This window comes from Pseudomonas sp. OST1909, assembly GCF_015277575.1.
In the GTDB taxonomy this organism is placed as follows: Bacteria; Pseudomonadota; Gammaproteobacteria; order Pseudomonadales; family Pseudomonadaceae; genus Aquipseudomonas; species Aquipseudomonas synxantha_A.
Genome location: NZ_CP063780.1, coordinates 6,111,839 through 6,125,669, shown reverse-complemented (window position 1 = coordinate 6,125,669; position 13,831 = coordinate 6,111,839). Strand labels below are relative to the sequence as shown.

Sequence of the window (13,831 nt, the reverse complement as noted above, 5' to 3'; positions counted from 1 at the left end):
GGCAAGCTCCCCTGCCACAGGTTAAGCGGCGTTTTCGACCAAGCGGTGCCACAACGCGTAATACACCCGCCCGGACTTTTGCTCCCGATGCAGGCGCCAGCTGCCCGGCAGGCCGAGCGTAGACGGCGCGGTCTCGCTTTCAGTGTAGATCCAGGCATCCGCTGCCAGCCACTGGCGCTCTTCGAGCAAAGTACACACAGTCGGCAGCAGGTTCTGGTTGAACGGCGGGTCGAGAAACACCACGTCGTATTCAGTCACCGCCTGGGTTTCCAGGTAGCGCAGCGCATCAGCCGTCTGTACCTGGCCGGTGGTGCAACGCAGCGTGCCCAGGTGTTCCTTGAGGCTGGACACCGCCACATTACTGGCATCCAACGCCTGGCCCTGGGCTGCGCCACGGGACAGCGCCTCCAGGAACAGCGCGCCACTGCCGGCAAACGGGTCCAGCACCTTGGCCCCGCCGATGTATGGCGCGAGCCAGTTGAACAGGGTTTCACGCACGCGATCCGGCGTCGGGCGCAGGCCCACAACGTCGGGGAAGCTCAGCTTGCGGCTGCCCCATTCACCGCCAATGATGCGCAGTTGGCCCACACCGTTATGCACGTTGTGGACAGGTTTTTTCGGGCGAGATGAACTGGCCATTAATGCTCCGGAACCCCGAGCGGCTGCTCGGCAGGTTTATCAGTGGGGGGCGGTAGTGGCTTTTGCGCAATCGTCGGGCCGGCGGTCACGATGACCATCTTGTCGGCGCTCAAGTGTTTGTTCATTGCAGCCTTGACCTGCTCTACGGTCAGGGCCTGGGATTGTTTCATGAAATCTTCCAGATAGCTCAGCGGCAGGTTGTAAAAACCCATGGCGCCCAGCTGCCCGACGATATCGGCGTTGCTGGCGGTGGACAGCGGGAAGCTGCCGGCCAGTTCGCGCTTGGCGTCGTCCAGTTCTTTTTGCGTGGGGCCGTTCTTGAGGTAGTCAGCCAGTACATCCTCAACCAGGCGCAGGGTGCCGCCGCTCATTTCGGCGCGGGTCTGCAGGTTGATCATGAACGGGCCGCGCACCTGCATCGGCGAGAAACCGGAGTACACGCCGTAGGTCAGTCCGCGTTTCTCGCGCACTTCGCTCATCAAGCGGGTGCCGAAGCCACCGCCGCCGAGGATCTGGTTGCCCAGGGACAGAGCTGCGTAGTCCGGATCGGCGCGGTCGATGCCCAATTGCGCAAACAGCAGGTGGGTTTGCTTGGAGGGAAACTCGATACGGCTCAGGCCGGCTTTTGGCTCGGTCGGTTGAGCGATCTTGGCCATGGCCGGGCCCTTGGGCAGTGAGGCCGACACTTTGGCCGTCATGGCCTCGGCCTCAGCGCGAGTCAGGTCGCCGACCACCGCAATCACAGCATTACCCGCCGCGTAGGCTTTGGCGTGGAATGCCTTCAACTGCGCCAGGGTGATCTTCGGCACACTCTCGGGGGTGCCTTCGCTCGGGTGCGCGTAAGGGTGATCGCCGTACAGGCGCTTGAACAGTTCGATGCTCGCCAGCTTGGCGGGGTTCTGCTTCTGATACTCGAAGCCGGCCAGGATCTGGTTCTTGATCCGCGCCAGGGAGTCTGCCGGGAACGTCGGTTGGCCAATAACCTGGTCGAACAGTGCCAGGGCTGCGGTGCGTTTATCACTGTCGCTCAGGCTGCGCAGGGTGACCAGCGCCATGTCGCGGTAGGCACCATTGCCGAAGTCGGCGCCGAGGCCCTCAAAACCACTGGCGATCTGGCTGACATCCTTGCCCGGCACGCCTTCGTTGAGCATGGCGTTGGTCATCAGCGCCAGGCCCGGTGTGTCGCCATCCTGGCTGCTGCCGGCGGCGAACAGGATGCGCATGTCGAACATCGGCAGTTCATGGGCTTCGACAAACAGTACCTTGGCGCCTTCGGCGGTGGTCCAGGTTTGCACATCGAGCTTGCGGTTGGTTGGCGCCTTGCCGTCCAGTTCCGCCAGCGACTGCAGGGTGCTGGCCGATTGGGCCTTTTCCAGAGCCTGGCTGGCGACCGACTCGCTCGGGCGCAGGAAATACACGGCACTGGCCGCAATCAGGGTGACTGCGATCAGGCTGGGCAGGATCAGGCGGCTGCTTTTACGATCACTCATGAGCGGTCTCCTCAGGCAAAACATGGGCGACGCTCAGACGTTCGCGGGTGAAATAGGTGCGCGCAGCTTTCTGGATATCTTCTGGCGTCACGCTTTGCAGGTCGGCCAGTTCGGTGTCCATCAGCTTCCAGGACAGGCCGACGGTTTCCAGGGAGCCGATGGCAGTGGCCTGGCTGGTGATGGAGTCGCGCTGGTACACCAGGCCGGCGATGACCTGAGCACGGATGCGCTCCAGTTCTTCAGCGGTCGGCGGCTTGGCTTTCAACTCATCAAGCAGGCGCCACAGGCCGGCTTCGGCTTGGGCGACGGTCTTTTGTTTCTGCTGGTTGGGCGTGGCCGAGAGCATGAACAACGTATCGCCACGGGTATAGGCGTCGTAGTTGGTGGACGCGGCGGATACCAGCTCCTCACCACGTTCCAGTTGCTCGGAGATACGTGCACTGTAGCCGCCGTCCAACAGGGCCGAGATCAGGCGCAAGGCTTGCACCGAGCGTTTGTCTTCGGCGGTGGCCAGGCCCGGTACGTTGAAGCCCAGGAACACGCTTGGCAGTTGGGTCTGCACCCGCAGGGTCAGCAGGCGCTCGCCGGGTTCGGCCAGCTCCAGTGGGATCTTCGCCGGTGGCACATCACGCTTGGGGATCGGGCCGAAGTACCGCTGGGCCAGGCTTTTCACCTCGTCCGGGGTCACATCGCCGACCACTACCAGGGTAGCGTTGTTGGGCACATACCAGGATTGGTACCAGTGGCGCAGCTCCTCGACCTTCATGCGCTCAAGGTCAGCCATCCAGCCAATGGTCGGCGTGTGGTAGCCGCTGGCCGGGAAGGCCATGGCCTTGAAGCGCTCATAGGCCTTGGACATCGGGTTGTCGTCGGTGCGCAGGCGGCGTTCTTCCTTGATTACCTCGATTTCGCGGCTGAACTCGTCGGCCGGCAGGCGCAGGCTGGCCATGCGGTCGGCTTCCAGCTCAAAGGCCACGCCCAGGCGGTCGCGGGCCAGCACCTGGTAATACGCGGTGTAGTCATCGCTGGTGAACGCGTTTTCTTCGGCGCCCAGGTCACGCAGGATCAGCGAGGCTTCGCCGGGGCCGACCTTGGCGCTGCCTTTGAACATCATGTGTTCAAGGGCGTGGGACAAACCGGTCTGGCCTGGGGTTTCGTAGCTTGAACCAACCTTGTACCAGACCTGGGAAACCACCACTGGCGCGCGATGGTCTTCGCGCACGACCACTTTAAGGCCGTTATCCAGAGTGAATTCATGAGTGGGTTGTGGGTCGGCAGCGAAGGCTGAAAGGGGCAGACAAACTGTGCTGAGCAGCAGGCCTGCGGCGCGGCGGGCTAGAGCATTCATTCGTTTTTTAACCTGTTGGGCTGCCCGCTTGGTCTTAGCGTCGGCGGGCGAGGAGGTGCTAGGATACTGATCCGATTTAGGGACGGCCACTGCGGTCGTCATCTAGTCCTGGGTTCAGTCGTAGGAAAGTTGGAGTAGTTGGCGTTTTTCCCCGACAATCTTCCACGTTTCGCCGATTTTATCGCTTCAGTCCCATATTGAAACGATTTGCCAAGGCACTTATTTACGCCTTACAAAATGTTGCGCATGAACAAGCGGGCGTTAAAGCAGTCTGTTCTGCATCGAATTTATTTACCGAGGCGCCCTGGCGCATCGCTACTTTGAGATAGCCGTCCTCCATGTTTGGTTCCAACGACGACAAGAAGAGCCCAGCTGCGGCTGGCGAGAAAAAAGGCCTGTTCGGATGGCTGCGCAAAAAGCCGCAGGAAACCGTCGTCGAACAGCCACAGGTTCAAGCCGAGCCTATTCCAGAGCCTATAGTAGAAGCCGAGCCGGTTGCCGAGACGCCGGCGCCGGTGGTGTTGCCCATCGCGGAGCCGGTATTGCAGCCGGTGGTCGAGGCAGAACCCGAGCCGGAGCCCGAGCCCGAGCACAAACCGTGGCTTGCGCTACCGGTAGCCGAAGAGCCGGTGGCACTGGTTGAAGATGTGCAGGCTGAACACGTGACGCCGCCCATTCCGGTGGCGCCACCGGTAGAGGTAGTGGTCCAGACGCCGCCAGCGGTCGAAATCCCGGTTGAAGTGCCTGCTGTCGTTGCCGCGCCTGCTGTGATCGAAGAGCCTGTCGCGCCTGCCGAAACCAGCAAGAGCGGCTTTTTCGCCCGCCTCAAGCAGGGCCTGAGCAAGACCAGCGCCAGCATCGGCGAAGGTATGGCCAGCCTGTTTCTGGGCAAGAAGGTCATTGACGATGAACTGCTGGAAGACATCGAAACCCGCCTGCTCACCGCTGATGTGGGGGTCGAAGCCACCGCCGTAATCATCCAGAGCCTGACCCAGAAGGTCGCGCGCAAGCAACTGACCGACGCCGATGCGTTGTACAAATCCTTGCAGGCCGAACTGGCTGCAATGCTCAAGCCCGTGGAAGCGCCGCTGGTGATCACCCCGAACAAGCCGTTCGTGATCCTGGTGGTCGGCGTCAACGGCGCGGGCAAAACCACCACCATCGGCAAGCTGGCCAAGAAGCTGCAGGGCGAGGGCAAGAAAGTCATGCTCGCCGCCGGTGACACCTTCCGTGCCGCCGCCGTCGAGCAGTTGCAGGTATGGGGCGAACGCAACAAGATCCCGGTGATCGCCCAGCACACCGGTGCCGATTCCGCTTCGGTGATCTTCGATGCCGTGCAAGCTGCCAAGGCGCGTAATATCGACGTGTTGATCGCCGATACCGCCGGGCGCCTGCACACCAAAGACAACCTGATGGAAGAGCTGAAGAAAGTGCGCCGTGTGATCAGCAAGCTCGACGCCGATGCGCCGCATGAAGTCTTGCTGGTGCTCGACGCCGGTACTGGTCAGAACGCCATCAGCCAGGCCAAACAATTCAACCAGACGGTGCAGCTGACCGGCCTGGCATTGACTAAGCTCGACGGCACGGCCAAAGGCGGAGTGATTTTCGCCCTGGCCAAACAGTTCGGGTTGCCGATTCGTTATATCGGTGTCGGTGAAGGTATCGACGACCTGCGCACCTTTGAAGCCGAACCCTTTGTACAGGCACTGTTTGCCGAGCGGGAGCGTTCATGATTCGATTTGAACAGGTCGGTAAACGCTATGCCAACGGGCATGTGGGCTTGCATGAGCTGAGCTTTCGAGTGCGTCGCGGCGAGTTCTTGTTTGTCACCGGTCACTCGGGCGCTGGCAAAAGCACGCTGTTGCGCCTGTTACTCGCCATGGAGCGCCCGACCACTGGCAAGTTGCTGCTGGCGGGCCAGGACCTGGCTACCATCAGCAATGCGCAAATTCCGTTTCTACGCCGCCAGATCGGCGTGGTATTCCAGAACCACCAGCTGCTGTTCGATCGCACGGTGTTCAACAACATCGCGCTGCCGCTGCAGATTCTCGGGCTGTCCAAAGCCGAAATCGTCAAGCGCGTGGATTCGGCGCTGGAGCGCGTGGCCTTGTCGGACAAGACCGACCTTTACCCGGGGGACCTGTCCACCGGCCAGCAACAGCGCGTCGGTATTGCCCGCGCCATCGTCCACCGCCCGGCCTTGCTGCTGGCGGACGAACCCACCGGTAACCTCGACCCGCGCCTGGCGGCCGAGATCATGGGGGTGTTCGAAGACATCAATCGGCTGGGCACCAGCGTATTGATCGCCAGCCACGACCTGGCCCTGATCGCCCGTATGCGCCATCGCATGTTGACCTTGCAACGCGGCCGCTTGATCGGTGATGGGGAGGCTGGCGTATGAGTGCTACCCGTAGCCCCAAAGTATCCGAACGCGTGGCACCCAAGCCTGCCGATCCGCAACCGCCGAAGAAAAAGCGTGACGAAGACGATGGCCCGGACTTCGGCACCTTGCTGCACGCCTGGATCGAAAGCCATCGCGCCAGCCTGCTTGACAGCCTGCGGCGCCTGGGCAAACAGCCGATCGGCAGCTTTTTCACCTGCCTGGTCATGGCCGTAGCCTTGAGCCTGCCGATGGGCTTGTCGCTGCTGCTTAATAATGTGGAACGCCTCGGCGGTTCCTGGCAGCGGGCGGCGCAGATATCGCTGTACCTGAACCTGGACACCAGCAGCAAGGACGGCGAAGCGCTGCGCGACGACATCAAGAACATTCCGGGCGTGGCGGATGCCGAATACATCAGCCGCGATCAAGCCCTTGAAGAGTTCCAGCAGCAATCCGGCCTGGGCGAGGCGCTCAAGGAACTGCCGCAGAACCCGCTGCCGGGCGTGGTGCTGGTGACGCCGAATGAGGTCGACAAGCCGGCGCTGGAGGCCCTGCGACAAAAACTCGCAGAGATGCCCAAGGTGCAACAGGCCCAACTTGATCTAGTCTGGGTAGAGCGCCTGGCCGCGATCCTCAAGCTGGGTGACCGCTTTGTGTTCGGCCTGACGGTGTTATTAGTGTCTGCATTACTTTTGGTGATAGGTAATACCATTCGTCTTCATATTGAAAACCGTCGCACCGAGATAGAAGTGATTAAACTGGTCGGCGGCACGGACAGCTATGTACGCCGTCCTTTTCTGTACATGGGCGCGCTTTATGGCCTGGGTGCCGGGGTGTTGTCCTGGGGCGTGCTGGCGTTTGGCCTGAATTGGTTGAACGACGCGGTTGTCGGGCTGGCCGGTTTGTATGGCAGTGATTTTGCCCTGGCCGGGGTGCCGGTAGCCGATGGTCTGAGTCTCTTGCTTGGCGCGGTGTTGTTGGGGTATATCGGTGCCTGGATTGCGGTAGCACGGCATTTACGTGAACTGGCGCCGAAGTAGTTAATGCCAGATTAATGTGGTTTCGTTTGTATTGACCGTATCAGTGGTTTAGGGAACTTGTCCTACGGTTCCCAGGTCAATTTTCGCAGTGCTGAACTGCACGAGTTATGTGAGTCGGAGGTTTTTTCGTATGACCACTTCTTTGCAACCTGCTTATGCCTTGGTCCCGGGTGCGAACCTGGAGGCCTATGTGCACACGGTCAACAGCATTCCATTGCTGACACCCGAGCAGGAGCGTGAACTGGCCGAGAGTCTCTACTATGAGCAGGATTTGGGGGCGGCTCGGCAGATGGTGCTCGCCCACCTGCGTTTTGTCGTACATATCGCCCGTAGCTATAGCGGCTACGGCCTGGCCCAGGCTGACCTGATTCAGGAAGGCAACGTTGGCCTGATGAAGGCTGTAAAGCGCTTCAACCCTGAAATGGGTGTGCGCCTGGTTTCGTTTGCCGTGCACTGGATCAAGGCGGAAATCCACGAGTTCATCCTGCGCAACTGGCGCATCGTGAAAGTGGCGACCACCAAGGCCCAGCGCAAGCTGTTCTTCAATCTGCGCAGCCAGAAAAAACGCCTGGCGTGGCTGAACAACGAAGAAGTCCACCGCGTGGCCGAAAGCCTCGGTGTGGAGCCTCGTGAAGTGCGCGAGATGGAAAGCCGCCTGACCGGCCATGACATGGCCTTCGACCCAGCCGCCGAAGCGGATGACGACAGCGCCTTCCAATCGCCTGCCAACTACCTGGAAGACCACCGGTACGACCCGGCGCGTCAACTGGAAGATGCCGACTGGAGCGACAATTCCAACCACAACCTGCACGAAGCGCTGGAAGTGCTGGACGAACGCAGCCGTGACATTCTCTACCAGCGCTGGCTGGCGGAAGAGAAAGCCACGCTGCATGACCTGGCGCAGAAGTACAACGTGTCGGCTGAGCGGATTCGTCAGCTTGAGAAAAGCGCGATGAACAAGTTGAAGTTGTCGATTGCTGCGTAAAGCGCTGTGAACAAAAAATGCCCCGATCGAAAGACCGGGGCATTTTTGTTTGTGTTCGAAAGTTTCAAATCCGGCACAGTCCACTGTGGGAGCTGGCTTGCCTGCGATAGCGGTGTGTCAGTTTGCAGATGAGTTGGCTGACCTGCCCTCATCGCAGGCAAGCCAGCTCCCACAGGTCCCGTATTGTGTCAGTCGGACCAAGGTGCTTTTCGGGAGTTGTTCAGCTCCGCCAAGTAACCACTGCCACCTAATTGACTCATCTGCTGGCGAATCCAGGCCGCTCGTCTGGCCACATACGCGGTCGGATGACTGGCACTCCACACCCTTGGATTAGGCAACACCGCCGCCAGGTAACTGGCTTGTTGCCGTGAAAGCCCCTTGGCGCTCACGCCAAAGTGATGTCGCGCCGCCGCCTCTGCACCAAACACGCCTTCATCCCATTCCACGCTGTTGAGGTACACCTCAAGAATCCGCTCCTTGGGCCACAGCACCTCGATCAACCCGGTAAACCATGCCTCCAGGCCCTTGCGCAAATAGCTGCGGCCGGCCCACAGGAACAGGTTTTTCGACACTTGCTGGCTCAGCGTACTGGCGCCGCGAATCGAACCGCCGCGCTCGTTGTGCAGGATCGCGGCCTGGATCGCGCCAAAATCAAAGCCCCAATGTTGCGGGAAGCGCTGGTCTTCACCGGCCATCACCGCCACTTTCAGGTCGTCGGAGATCTCATCCCACGGCACCCAGCTGCGTTGCAGGTCAATGGGCTCGCCGTCGATCCAGGACTCGACCTTGCGCTCCACCATCAGCGCGGTGAACGGGGGCGGCACCACACGAAACAGCAGAACCAACAACACACTGCCGATGGCAAACCATTTCACGACGTTGAGAAAGCGTTTGAAGAGGACACGCAGCATAGAGATGGCTTGGCCGAACCCGTTGAGCGGGCCATTATACAGACCCTGCCCGATGAGTCTGACTGGAGTTCCCCATGCTGCGTAGCTTTCTGATGCTGGCTGCCTTTTTCGGTTTTACCGGTGTCGCCCTGGGGGCGTTCGCCGCCCACGGCCTGAAAAACCGCCTGAGCGCCGACTACCTGGCGATCTTCCATACCGGCGTGACCTACCAACTGGTGCACGCCCTGGCGTTGTTCGGCGTGGCGTTGCTGGCGGCGCATATTCCCGGTCGATTGGTCAGTTGGGCGGGTATCTCGTTTACCGTCGGTATCCTGCTGTTCTCGGGCAGCCTGTATGTGCTGACGATGACTGGCATCAGCAAACTCGGGATCATCACGCCGTTTGGCGGGCTGGCGTTCCTGCTTGGCTGGTTCTTCCTTGGCCTGGCAGTGTGGCGCTTGCAGCTTTGACCGCTTGACGCTTGGAGCTGACCGGCAGGTCCCAATCGCGCTAGAATGCGGGCCCCTAAAAACGATGGCGGCCCGTGGCATGCGCATTCAGTTGAACGGCGAACCCTTTGAACTGCCCGACGGTGAAACCGTCGCGGCCCTGCTGACCCGCCTGGACCTGACCGGGCGTCGCGTCGCAGTGGAGCTCAACCTGGATATCGTCCCGCGTAGCCAGCACGCCGAGACCTCGCTGAAGGAAAACGACCAGGTTGAAGTGGTCCACGCCATCGGTGGCGGTTAGCCCGCCACGGCGGTAACGCATTCTGCAGAACCTCATCCAAACAGAGGATTTCCCATGAGCATCGTTCGTAACGACAAGCCTTTCGTCCTGGCCGGTCGTACCTACCAGTCCCGCTTGCTGGTCGGCACCGGCAAATACCGCGACATGGAAGAGACCCGCCAGGCCATCGAAGCCTCGGGTGCCGAAATCGTGACGTTCGCCGTGCGCCGCACCAACCTGGGCCAGATCGAAGGCGAACCGAACCTGCTCGAAGTGCTGTCCCCAGACCGCTACACCTTCCTGCCGAACACCGCCGGTTGCTACGACGCCATCGAAGCCGTGCGCACCTGCCGCCTAGCCCGTGAGTTGCTGGACGGCCACAACCTGGTGAAGCTGGAAGTGCTGGCCGACCAGAAAACCCTGTTCCCCAACGTGATCGAAACCCTCAAGGCCGCCGAGACCCTGGTCAAGGAAGGCTTCGACGTGATGGTCTACACCAGCGATGACCCGATCATCGCCCGGCAGCTGGCAGAAATCGGCTGTATCGCCGTGATGCCACTGGCTGGCCTGATCGGTTCCGGCCTGGGCATCTGCAACCCGTACAACCTGCAGATCATCCTCGAAGAAGCCAAAATCCCGGTGCTGGTGGACGCGGGTGTGGGCACGGCCTCCGACGCGACCATCGCCATGGAGCTGGGTTGCGACGCGGTGCTGATGAACTCGGCCATCGCCCATGCCCAGCAGCCGGTCATGATGGCCCAAGCCATGAACCACGCCATCGTCGCGGGCCGCCTGGCCTACCTCGCCGGGCGGATGCCGAAAAAACTCTATGCCAGCGCCTCTTCGCCGCTGGATGGTCTGATCAAGTAAGAGCCATTGATGACTGAATCAAACGAAACGCCGAACACCGTGGAAGCGGGCGACGAGTCCAAGCACCGCCGCATCAAGAGTTTTGTGATGCGCGCCGGCCGTATGACCGAAGGCCAGCAAAAGGGCCTGGAGCAAGGCACGCCGCTGTACGTGTTGCCGCTGGCCGACGCGCCGGTGGATTACGACCAGGTGTTCGGTCGTTCGGCCCCGCGGTCCCTGGAAATCGGATTCGGTATGGGTCACTCCCTGCTGGAGATGGCCGCTGCCGCGCCGGAGCAGGATTTCATCGGTGTGGAAGTCCACCGTCCAGGTGTCGGCGCATTGCTCAATGGCGTGCTGACCCAGGGCCTGACCAACCTGCGAGTCTACGACTGCGACGCGATTGAAGTGCTCAACCGCTGCATCGCCGACAACAGCCTCGACCGCCTGATGCTGTTCTTCCCGGACCCATGGCACAAAGCCCGTCACCACAAGCGCCGTATCGTCCAGGCCTCCTTCGCGGAGCTGGTACGCAGCAAGCTCAAGGTGGGCGGCATCCTGCACATGGCCACCGACTGGGAACCGTACGCGGAATACATGCGGGAAGTGATGAACGTTGCCCCTGGCTACCGCAACCTGGCGGAAGACGGCAAATGCGTGCCACGCCCGGCCGAGCGGCCGATCACCAAGTTCGAACGCCGTGGTGAGCGGTTGGGGCATGGGGTGTGGGACTTGAAGTTCGAGAAGTTGGCTTAAACAGTCATCAGCTTGAAATGCAATCAAATGTGGGAGCTGGCTTGCCTGCGATACAGACACCTCGGTATATCAGTGATACAGAGGTGATGCTATCGCAGGCAAGCCAGCTCCCACATTTGTTTTGTAGTGCCTGCTGGATCAGCGGCGGTCTGCCACTACCCCAATCAACACCAGCACCACGATCAGCACCGGCGCCAGGCTGTAGTTATTGAACTGGCTCAGCCCCCGCACAATCCACGGCGTAGCGTAGATCAACGCCGCACCGCTGCCGATCAGGCACAGCAGGGCCATCAAGGGTACGCGCAAGGCGCCGGCAATGTTGCCCAGGCGTGCTTCGACCCAGCCCTTGATATCGGCGCCGAACAGCACCAGCAAACAACCCACCAGGGCCAGGGAGATTTCCGACAGGTTGCTACGGCTCCAGCGGGATACGGTGGCGAGCAGGTCGAGTACCAGATCCATTCGATTTCCTTAAGAGCGATCAGCTCAAAAACGTCTGCAACAGGTCATTGAGAAAGAGTTGCCCGCGGTCGGTTGCCGCCAGGCGTGACGGTTCGACCTGCATTAATCCACTTTGTTCTGCCTCGCGGCGGCCTTCATCGAGGCTGGCCAGATCAAGGCCGGTGCGTTCGGCGTAGAGCTTGGCATCGACCCCTTCGGTGAGGCGCAGAGCGTTCATCAGAAACTCGAACGGCAGTTCGTCGTTGGTCAGCTCTTTCGCTCCGGCCTGGAAGCTTTTGGCCGGGTTGAGGTAGTCCTTGGGTGCGCGGGTTTTCCAGGTGCGGACGATGCGCCCGTCCGGGTGGCTGAGCTTGCCGTGGGCGCCGGCGCCGATGCCGATAAAGTCGCCAAAGCTCCAGTAATTCAGGTTATGCCGTGCCGGCCGCCCCGGTTGGGCATAGGCCGACACCTCGTATTGCGCGTAACCGTGTTCGGCGAGCAGCGCCTGGCCGGCTTCCTGGATATCCCACAGCGTATCGTCTTCGGGCAGCGCGGGCGGCTGGTTCCAGAAGACGGTGTTGGGTTCCAGGGTCAGTTGATACCAGGACAGGTGGGTTGGCTTCAACGCAATGGCCTGGCGCAGGTCGCTCAGGGCATCGTCGAGGGATTGATTGGGCAGGCCGTGCATCAAGTCCAGATTGAAGTTATCGAACCCGGCCTGGCGCGCCATGCCAGCGGCGCGCACGGCTTCATCGCCATTATGGATGCGGCCCAGGGCTTCAAGCTTCTCTTGCTGGAAGCTCTGGATGCCGATGGACAGGCGATTGATCCCCAGTTTGCGGTACGCCACGAACTTCTCTTGCTCGAAGGTTCCGGGGTTGGCTTCCAGGGTGATCTCGATATCTGCGGCGAACCGAATACGGGCTTCAACGCCTTTGAGCAAGCGGCCCAAGGCGGCGGCGCTGAACAGGCTGGGCGTGCCGCCACCGAAGAAAATCGAGCTCAGTTCCCGGCCATAAACGGCGTGCAGGTCTTGATCCAGATCCGCCAGCAATGCATCTACATACTCTTCTTCCGGCAGCACCTTGCTGGCGGTGTGGGAGTTGAAGTCGCAATACGGGCATTTGCGCACGCACCACGGGATGTGGATGTATAGCGCCAGGGGCGGCAGATGGGGCAGGGCCGCCCGTGGTGTTTGCGCGCCACCGTGGATCAGCGGCTGCGCAGAGGTGTTCTGGGTCATTTCAAGCCCAGGCGCTGGCGCAGCAAGGCCATGGCGCGGGCGCGGTGGCTGATCTGGTTCTTGTCGGCCGGGCTCAGTTCGGCGCTGGAGACATTGCGCTCCGGCACCCAGAATAGCGGGTCATAACCGAAGCCATGCTCACCGCTGGCGGCGTGCAGGATGCGCCCGTGCCACAAGCCTTCGCACAGGATCGGCAGCGGATCATCGGCATGTCGCACCAGGGCCAGCACGCAGACGAACTGTGCACCACGTTCGGCGTCGGGCACGTCCTTGAGCGCGTCGAGCAGCTTGGCGTTATTGGCTGCATCGCCCTTGCCGTCAGCGTAACGGGCCGAATAAATGCCGGGCGCGCCGCCGAGAAAGTCCACCGCCAGGCCCGAGTCATCCGCCAGGGCCGGCAGGCCGGAGATGCGTGCTGCGTTGCGGGCCTTGAGGATCGCGTTCTCAACGAACGACAAGCCGGTTTCTTCCGGTTCGACCTGGCTGAACTCGCCAATCGAACGCAGTTGCACGGATTCACCGAGCATGGCCTGCAGTTCTTTGAGTTTGCCGGCGTTATGGCTGGCCAGTACGAGTTGGGTAAGGTTCATCATTCGGCCGGAAACAGTTCTTGGTTGAATTGGAAACCATGGGCTTTGCCGCCGGTTTCAACGTTGATGGTAAACGTCTTGTATTCGCGCTGGGTCACCGAGTAGGGCGCGAGGTAGCTGATGCCGCCTTTCTCTTCGATTTGCTTGAACGTCAGGATTTCGCTTTTGCCGCCCAGGTCTTTGATGGTACCCGTCACTTGCGCCGCGACCGGGGCCACGCCCTTGATCACGGTCACATTGATCAAGCCCTTCTCCTTGCTGCGCACCACGCCAACATTCTGCGCGGTCTCCGGTGGCAGGAAGCTGGAGGTGAAGGTGTTGTAGTGAACGGTGATATCGCCGAAGTCTTTTTTGCGATTAGCGTCGATAGTGTCGGCGGCCATGGCGCTGGCGCCCAGGCATGCGGTCAATAGAAAAATAGCCAAACGACTCATGAACGTCCCTCTTGAAG

16 protein-coding genes are annotated in these 13,831 nt (G+C 60.9%); 8 read left to right on the top strand and 8 right to left on the bottom strand.

The genetic code is table 11. The annotated features are described in order from the left end of the window. Positions 1-21: 21 nt before the first annotated feature. Genes rsmD through IH404_RS26855 form a run of 3 tightly spaced genes read right to left on the bottom strand, consistent with a single transcriptional unit; the run spans position 22 to position 3,477 of the window. On the bottom strand, positions 22-639 hold the full coding sequence (gene rsmD, locus IH404_RS26865) for a 16S rRNA (guanine(966)-N(2))-methyltransferase RsmD (RefSeq protein WP_194439491.1): 618 nt from the start codon (positions 637-639) through the stop codon (positions 22-24). Next, entirely contained in the window at positions 639-2,129 is a 1,491-nt protein-coding gene (locus IH404_RS26860; RefSeq protein ID WP_005792290.1) for a pitrilysin family protein, read from the bottom strand. The genes rsmD and IH404_RS26860 overlap by 1 nt, the downstream gene beginning before the upstream one ends. Beyond that, a complete protein-coding gene (locus IH404_RS26855; protein WP_005792289.1) occupies positions 2,122-3,477 on the bottom strand; it encodes a pitrilysin family protein in 1,356 nt (451 codons plus the stop codon). The genes IH404_RS26860 and IH404_RS26855 overlap by 8 nt, the downstream gene beginning before the upstream one ends. A gap of 338 nt (positions 3,478-3,815) precedes the next feature. Here IH404_RS26855 and ftsY point away from each other — a divergent pair, with 338 nt between their 5' ends. From ftsY to rpoH, 4 genes are all read left to right on the top strand, one after another. Continuing rightward, positions 3,816-5,210, top strand: a complete 1,395-nt coding sequence (ftsY, locus tag IH404_RS26850) for a signal recognition particle-docking protein FtsY (protein WP_005792288.1) — start codon at positions 3,816-3,818, stop codon at positions 5,208-5,210. Continuing rightward, positions 5,207-5,878: a cell division ATP-binding protein FtsE gene (gene ftsE / locus IH404_RS26845; protein ID WP_003213784.1), complete on the top strand. Its 672-nt coding sequence runs from the start codon at positions 5,207-5,209 to the stop codon at positions 5,876-5,878. The genes ftsY and ftsE overlap by 4 nt, the downstream gene beginning before the upstream one ends. Beyond that, the gene (gene ftsX / locus IH404_RS26840) at positions 5,875-6,897 is read left to right on the top strand and encodes a permease-like cell division protein FtsX (RefSeq protein ID WP_005792287.1); all 1,023 of its coding nucleotides are present in this window, start codon (positions 5,875-5,877) and stop codon (positions 6,895-6,897) included. The genes ftsE and ftsX overlap by 4 nt, the downstream gene beginning before the upstream one ends. A 130-nt stretch (positions 6,898-7,027) precedes the next feature. Then, positions 7,028-7,882: an RNA polymerase sigma factor RpoH gene (rpoH, locus tag IH404_RS26835; RefSeq protein ID WP_005792286.1), complete on the top strand. Its 855-nt coding sequence runs from the start codon at positions 7,028-7,030 to the stop codon at positions 7,880-7,882. 188 nt (positions 7,883-8,070) lie between these two features. Here the strand turns inward: rpoH and mtgA are convergent, their stop codons facing one another. Further along, the gene (mtgA, locus tag IH404_RS26830) at positions 8,071-8,793 is read right to left on the bottom strand and encodes a monofunctional biosynthetic peptidoglycan transglycosylase (protein WP_122735882.1); all 723 of its coding nucleotides are present in this window, start codon (positions 8,791-8,793) and stop codon (positions 8,071-8,073) included. Positions 8,794-8,867: 74 nt separating this feature from the next. On the opposite strand from mtgA, the gene IH404_RS26825 reads away from it, so the two are divergent. From IH404_RS26825 to trmB, 4 genes are all read left to right on the top strand, one after another. Then, on the top strand, positions 8,868-9,242 hold the full coding sequence (locus IH404_RS26825) for a DUF423 domain-containing protein (protein ID WP_194439489.1): 375 nt from the start codon (positions 8,868-8,870) through the stop codon (positions 9,240-9,242). Positions 9,243-9,321: 79 nt separating this feature from the next. Then, on the top strand, positions 9,322-9,522 hold the full coding sequence (gene thiS, locus IH404_RS26820; protein WP_032878918.1) for a sulfur carrier protein ThiS: 201 nt from the start codon (positions 9,322-9,324) through the stop codon (positions 9,520-9,522). A gap of 54 nt (positions 9,523-9,576) precedes the next feature. Further along, on the top strand, positions 9,577-10,371 hold the full coding sequence (locus IH404_RS26815) for a thiazole synthase (RefSeq protein WP_005792282.1): 795 nt from the start codon (positions 9,577-9,579) through the stop codon (positions 10,369-10,371). A gap of 9 nt (positions 10,372-10,380) precedes the next feature. Further along, on the top strand, positions 10,381-11,106 hold the full coding sequence (gene trmB, locus IH404_RS26810; protein ID WP_194439487.1) for a tRNA (guanosine(46)-N7)-methyltransferase TrmB: 726 nt from the start codon (positions 10,381-10,383) through the stop codon (positions 11,104-11,106). A gap of 138 nt (positions 11,107-11,244) precedes the next feature. Here trmB and IH404_RS26805 read toward each other — a convergent pair whose 3' ends face one another. The 4 genes from IH404_RS26805 to IH404_RS26790 are packed head-to-tail and all read right to left on the bottom strand — an operon-like array spanning position 11,245 to position 13,814. After that, entirely contained in the window at positions 11,245-11,568 is a 324-nt protein-coding gene (locus IH404_RS26805) for a DUF3392 domain-containing protein (RefSeq protein ID WP_005792278.1), read from the bottom strand. A gap of 19 nt (positions 11,569-11,587) precedes the next feature. Beyond that, positions 11,588-12,790 (bottom strand): radical SAM family heme chaperone HemW, encoded by a 1,203-nt coding sequence (gene hemW, locus IH404_RS26800; RefSeq protein ID WP_005792277.1) that lies wholly within the window; start codon positions 12,788-12,790, stop codon positions 11,588-11,590. After that, positions 12,787-13,383, bottom strand: coding sequence for an RdgB/HAM1 family non-canonical purine NTP pyrophosphatase (gene rdgB / locus IH404_RS26795; RefSeq protein ID WP_005792276.1), 597 nt, complete (start codon positions 13,381-13,383; stop codon positions 12,787-12,789). Before rdgB ends, hemW begins: the two co-directional genes overlap by 4 nt. Continuing rightward, positions 13,380-13,814 carry a DUF4426 domain-containing protein gene (locus IH404_RS26790; protein ID WP_005792275.1) on the bottom strand — a complete coding sequence of 145 codons (435 nt, stop codon included), beginning with the start codon at positions 13,812-13,814 and terminating at the stop codon, positions 13,380-13,382. Before IH404_RS26790 ends, rdgB begins: the two co-directional genes overlap by 4 nt. Positions 13,815-13,831: the final 17 nt, after the last annotated feature.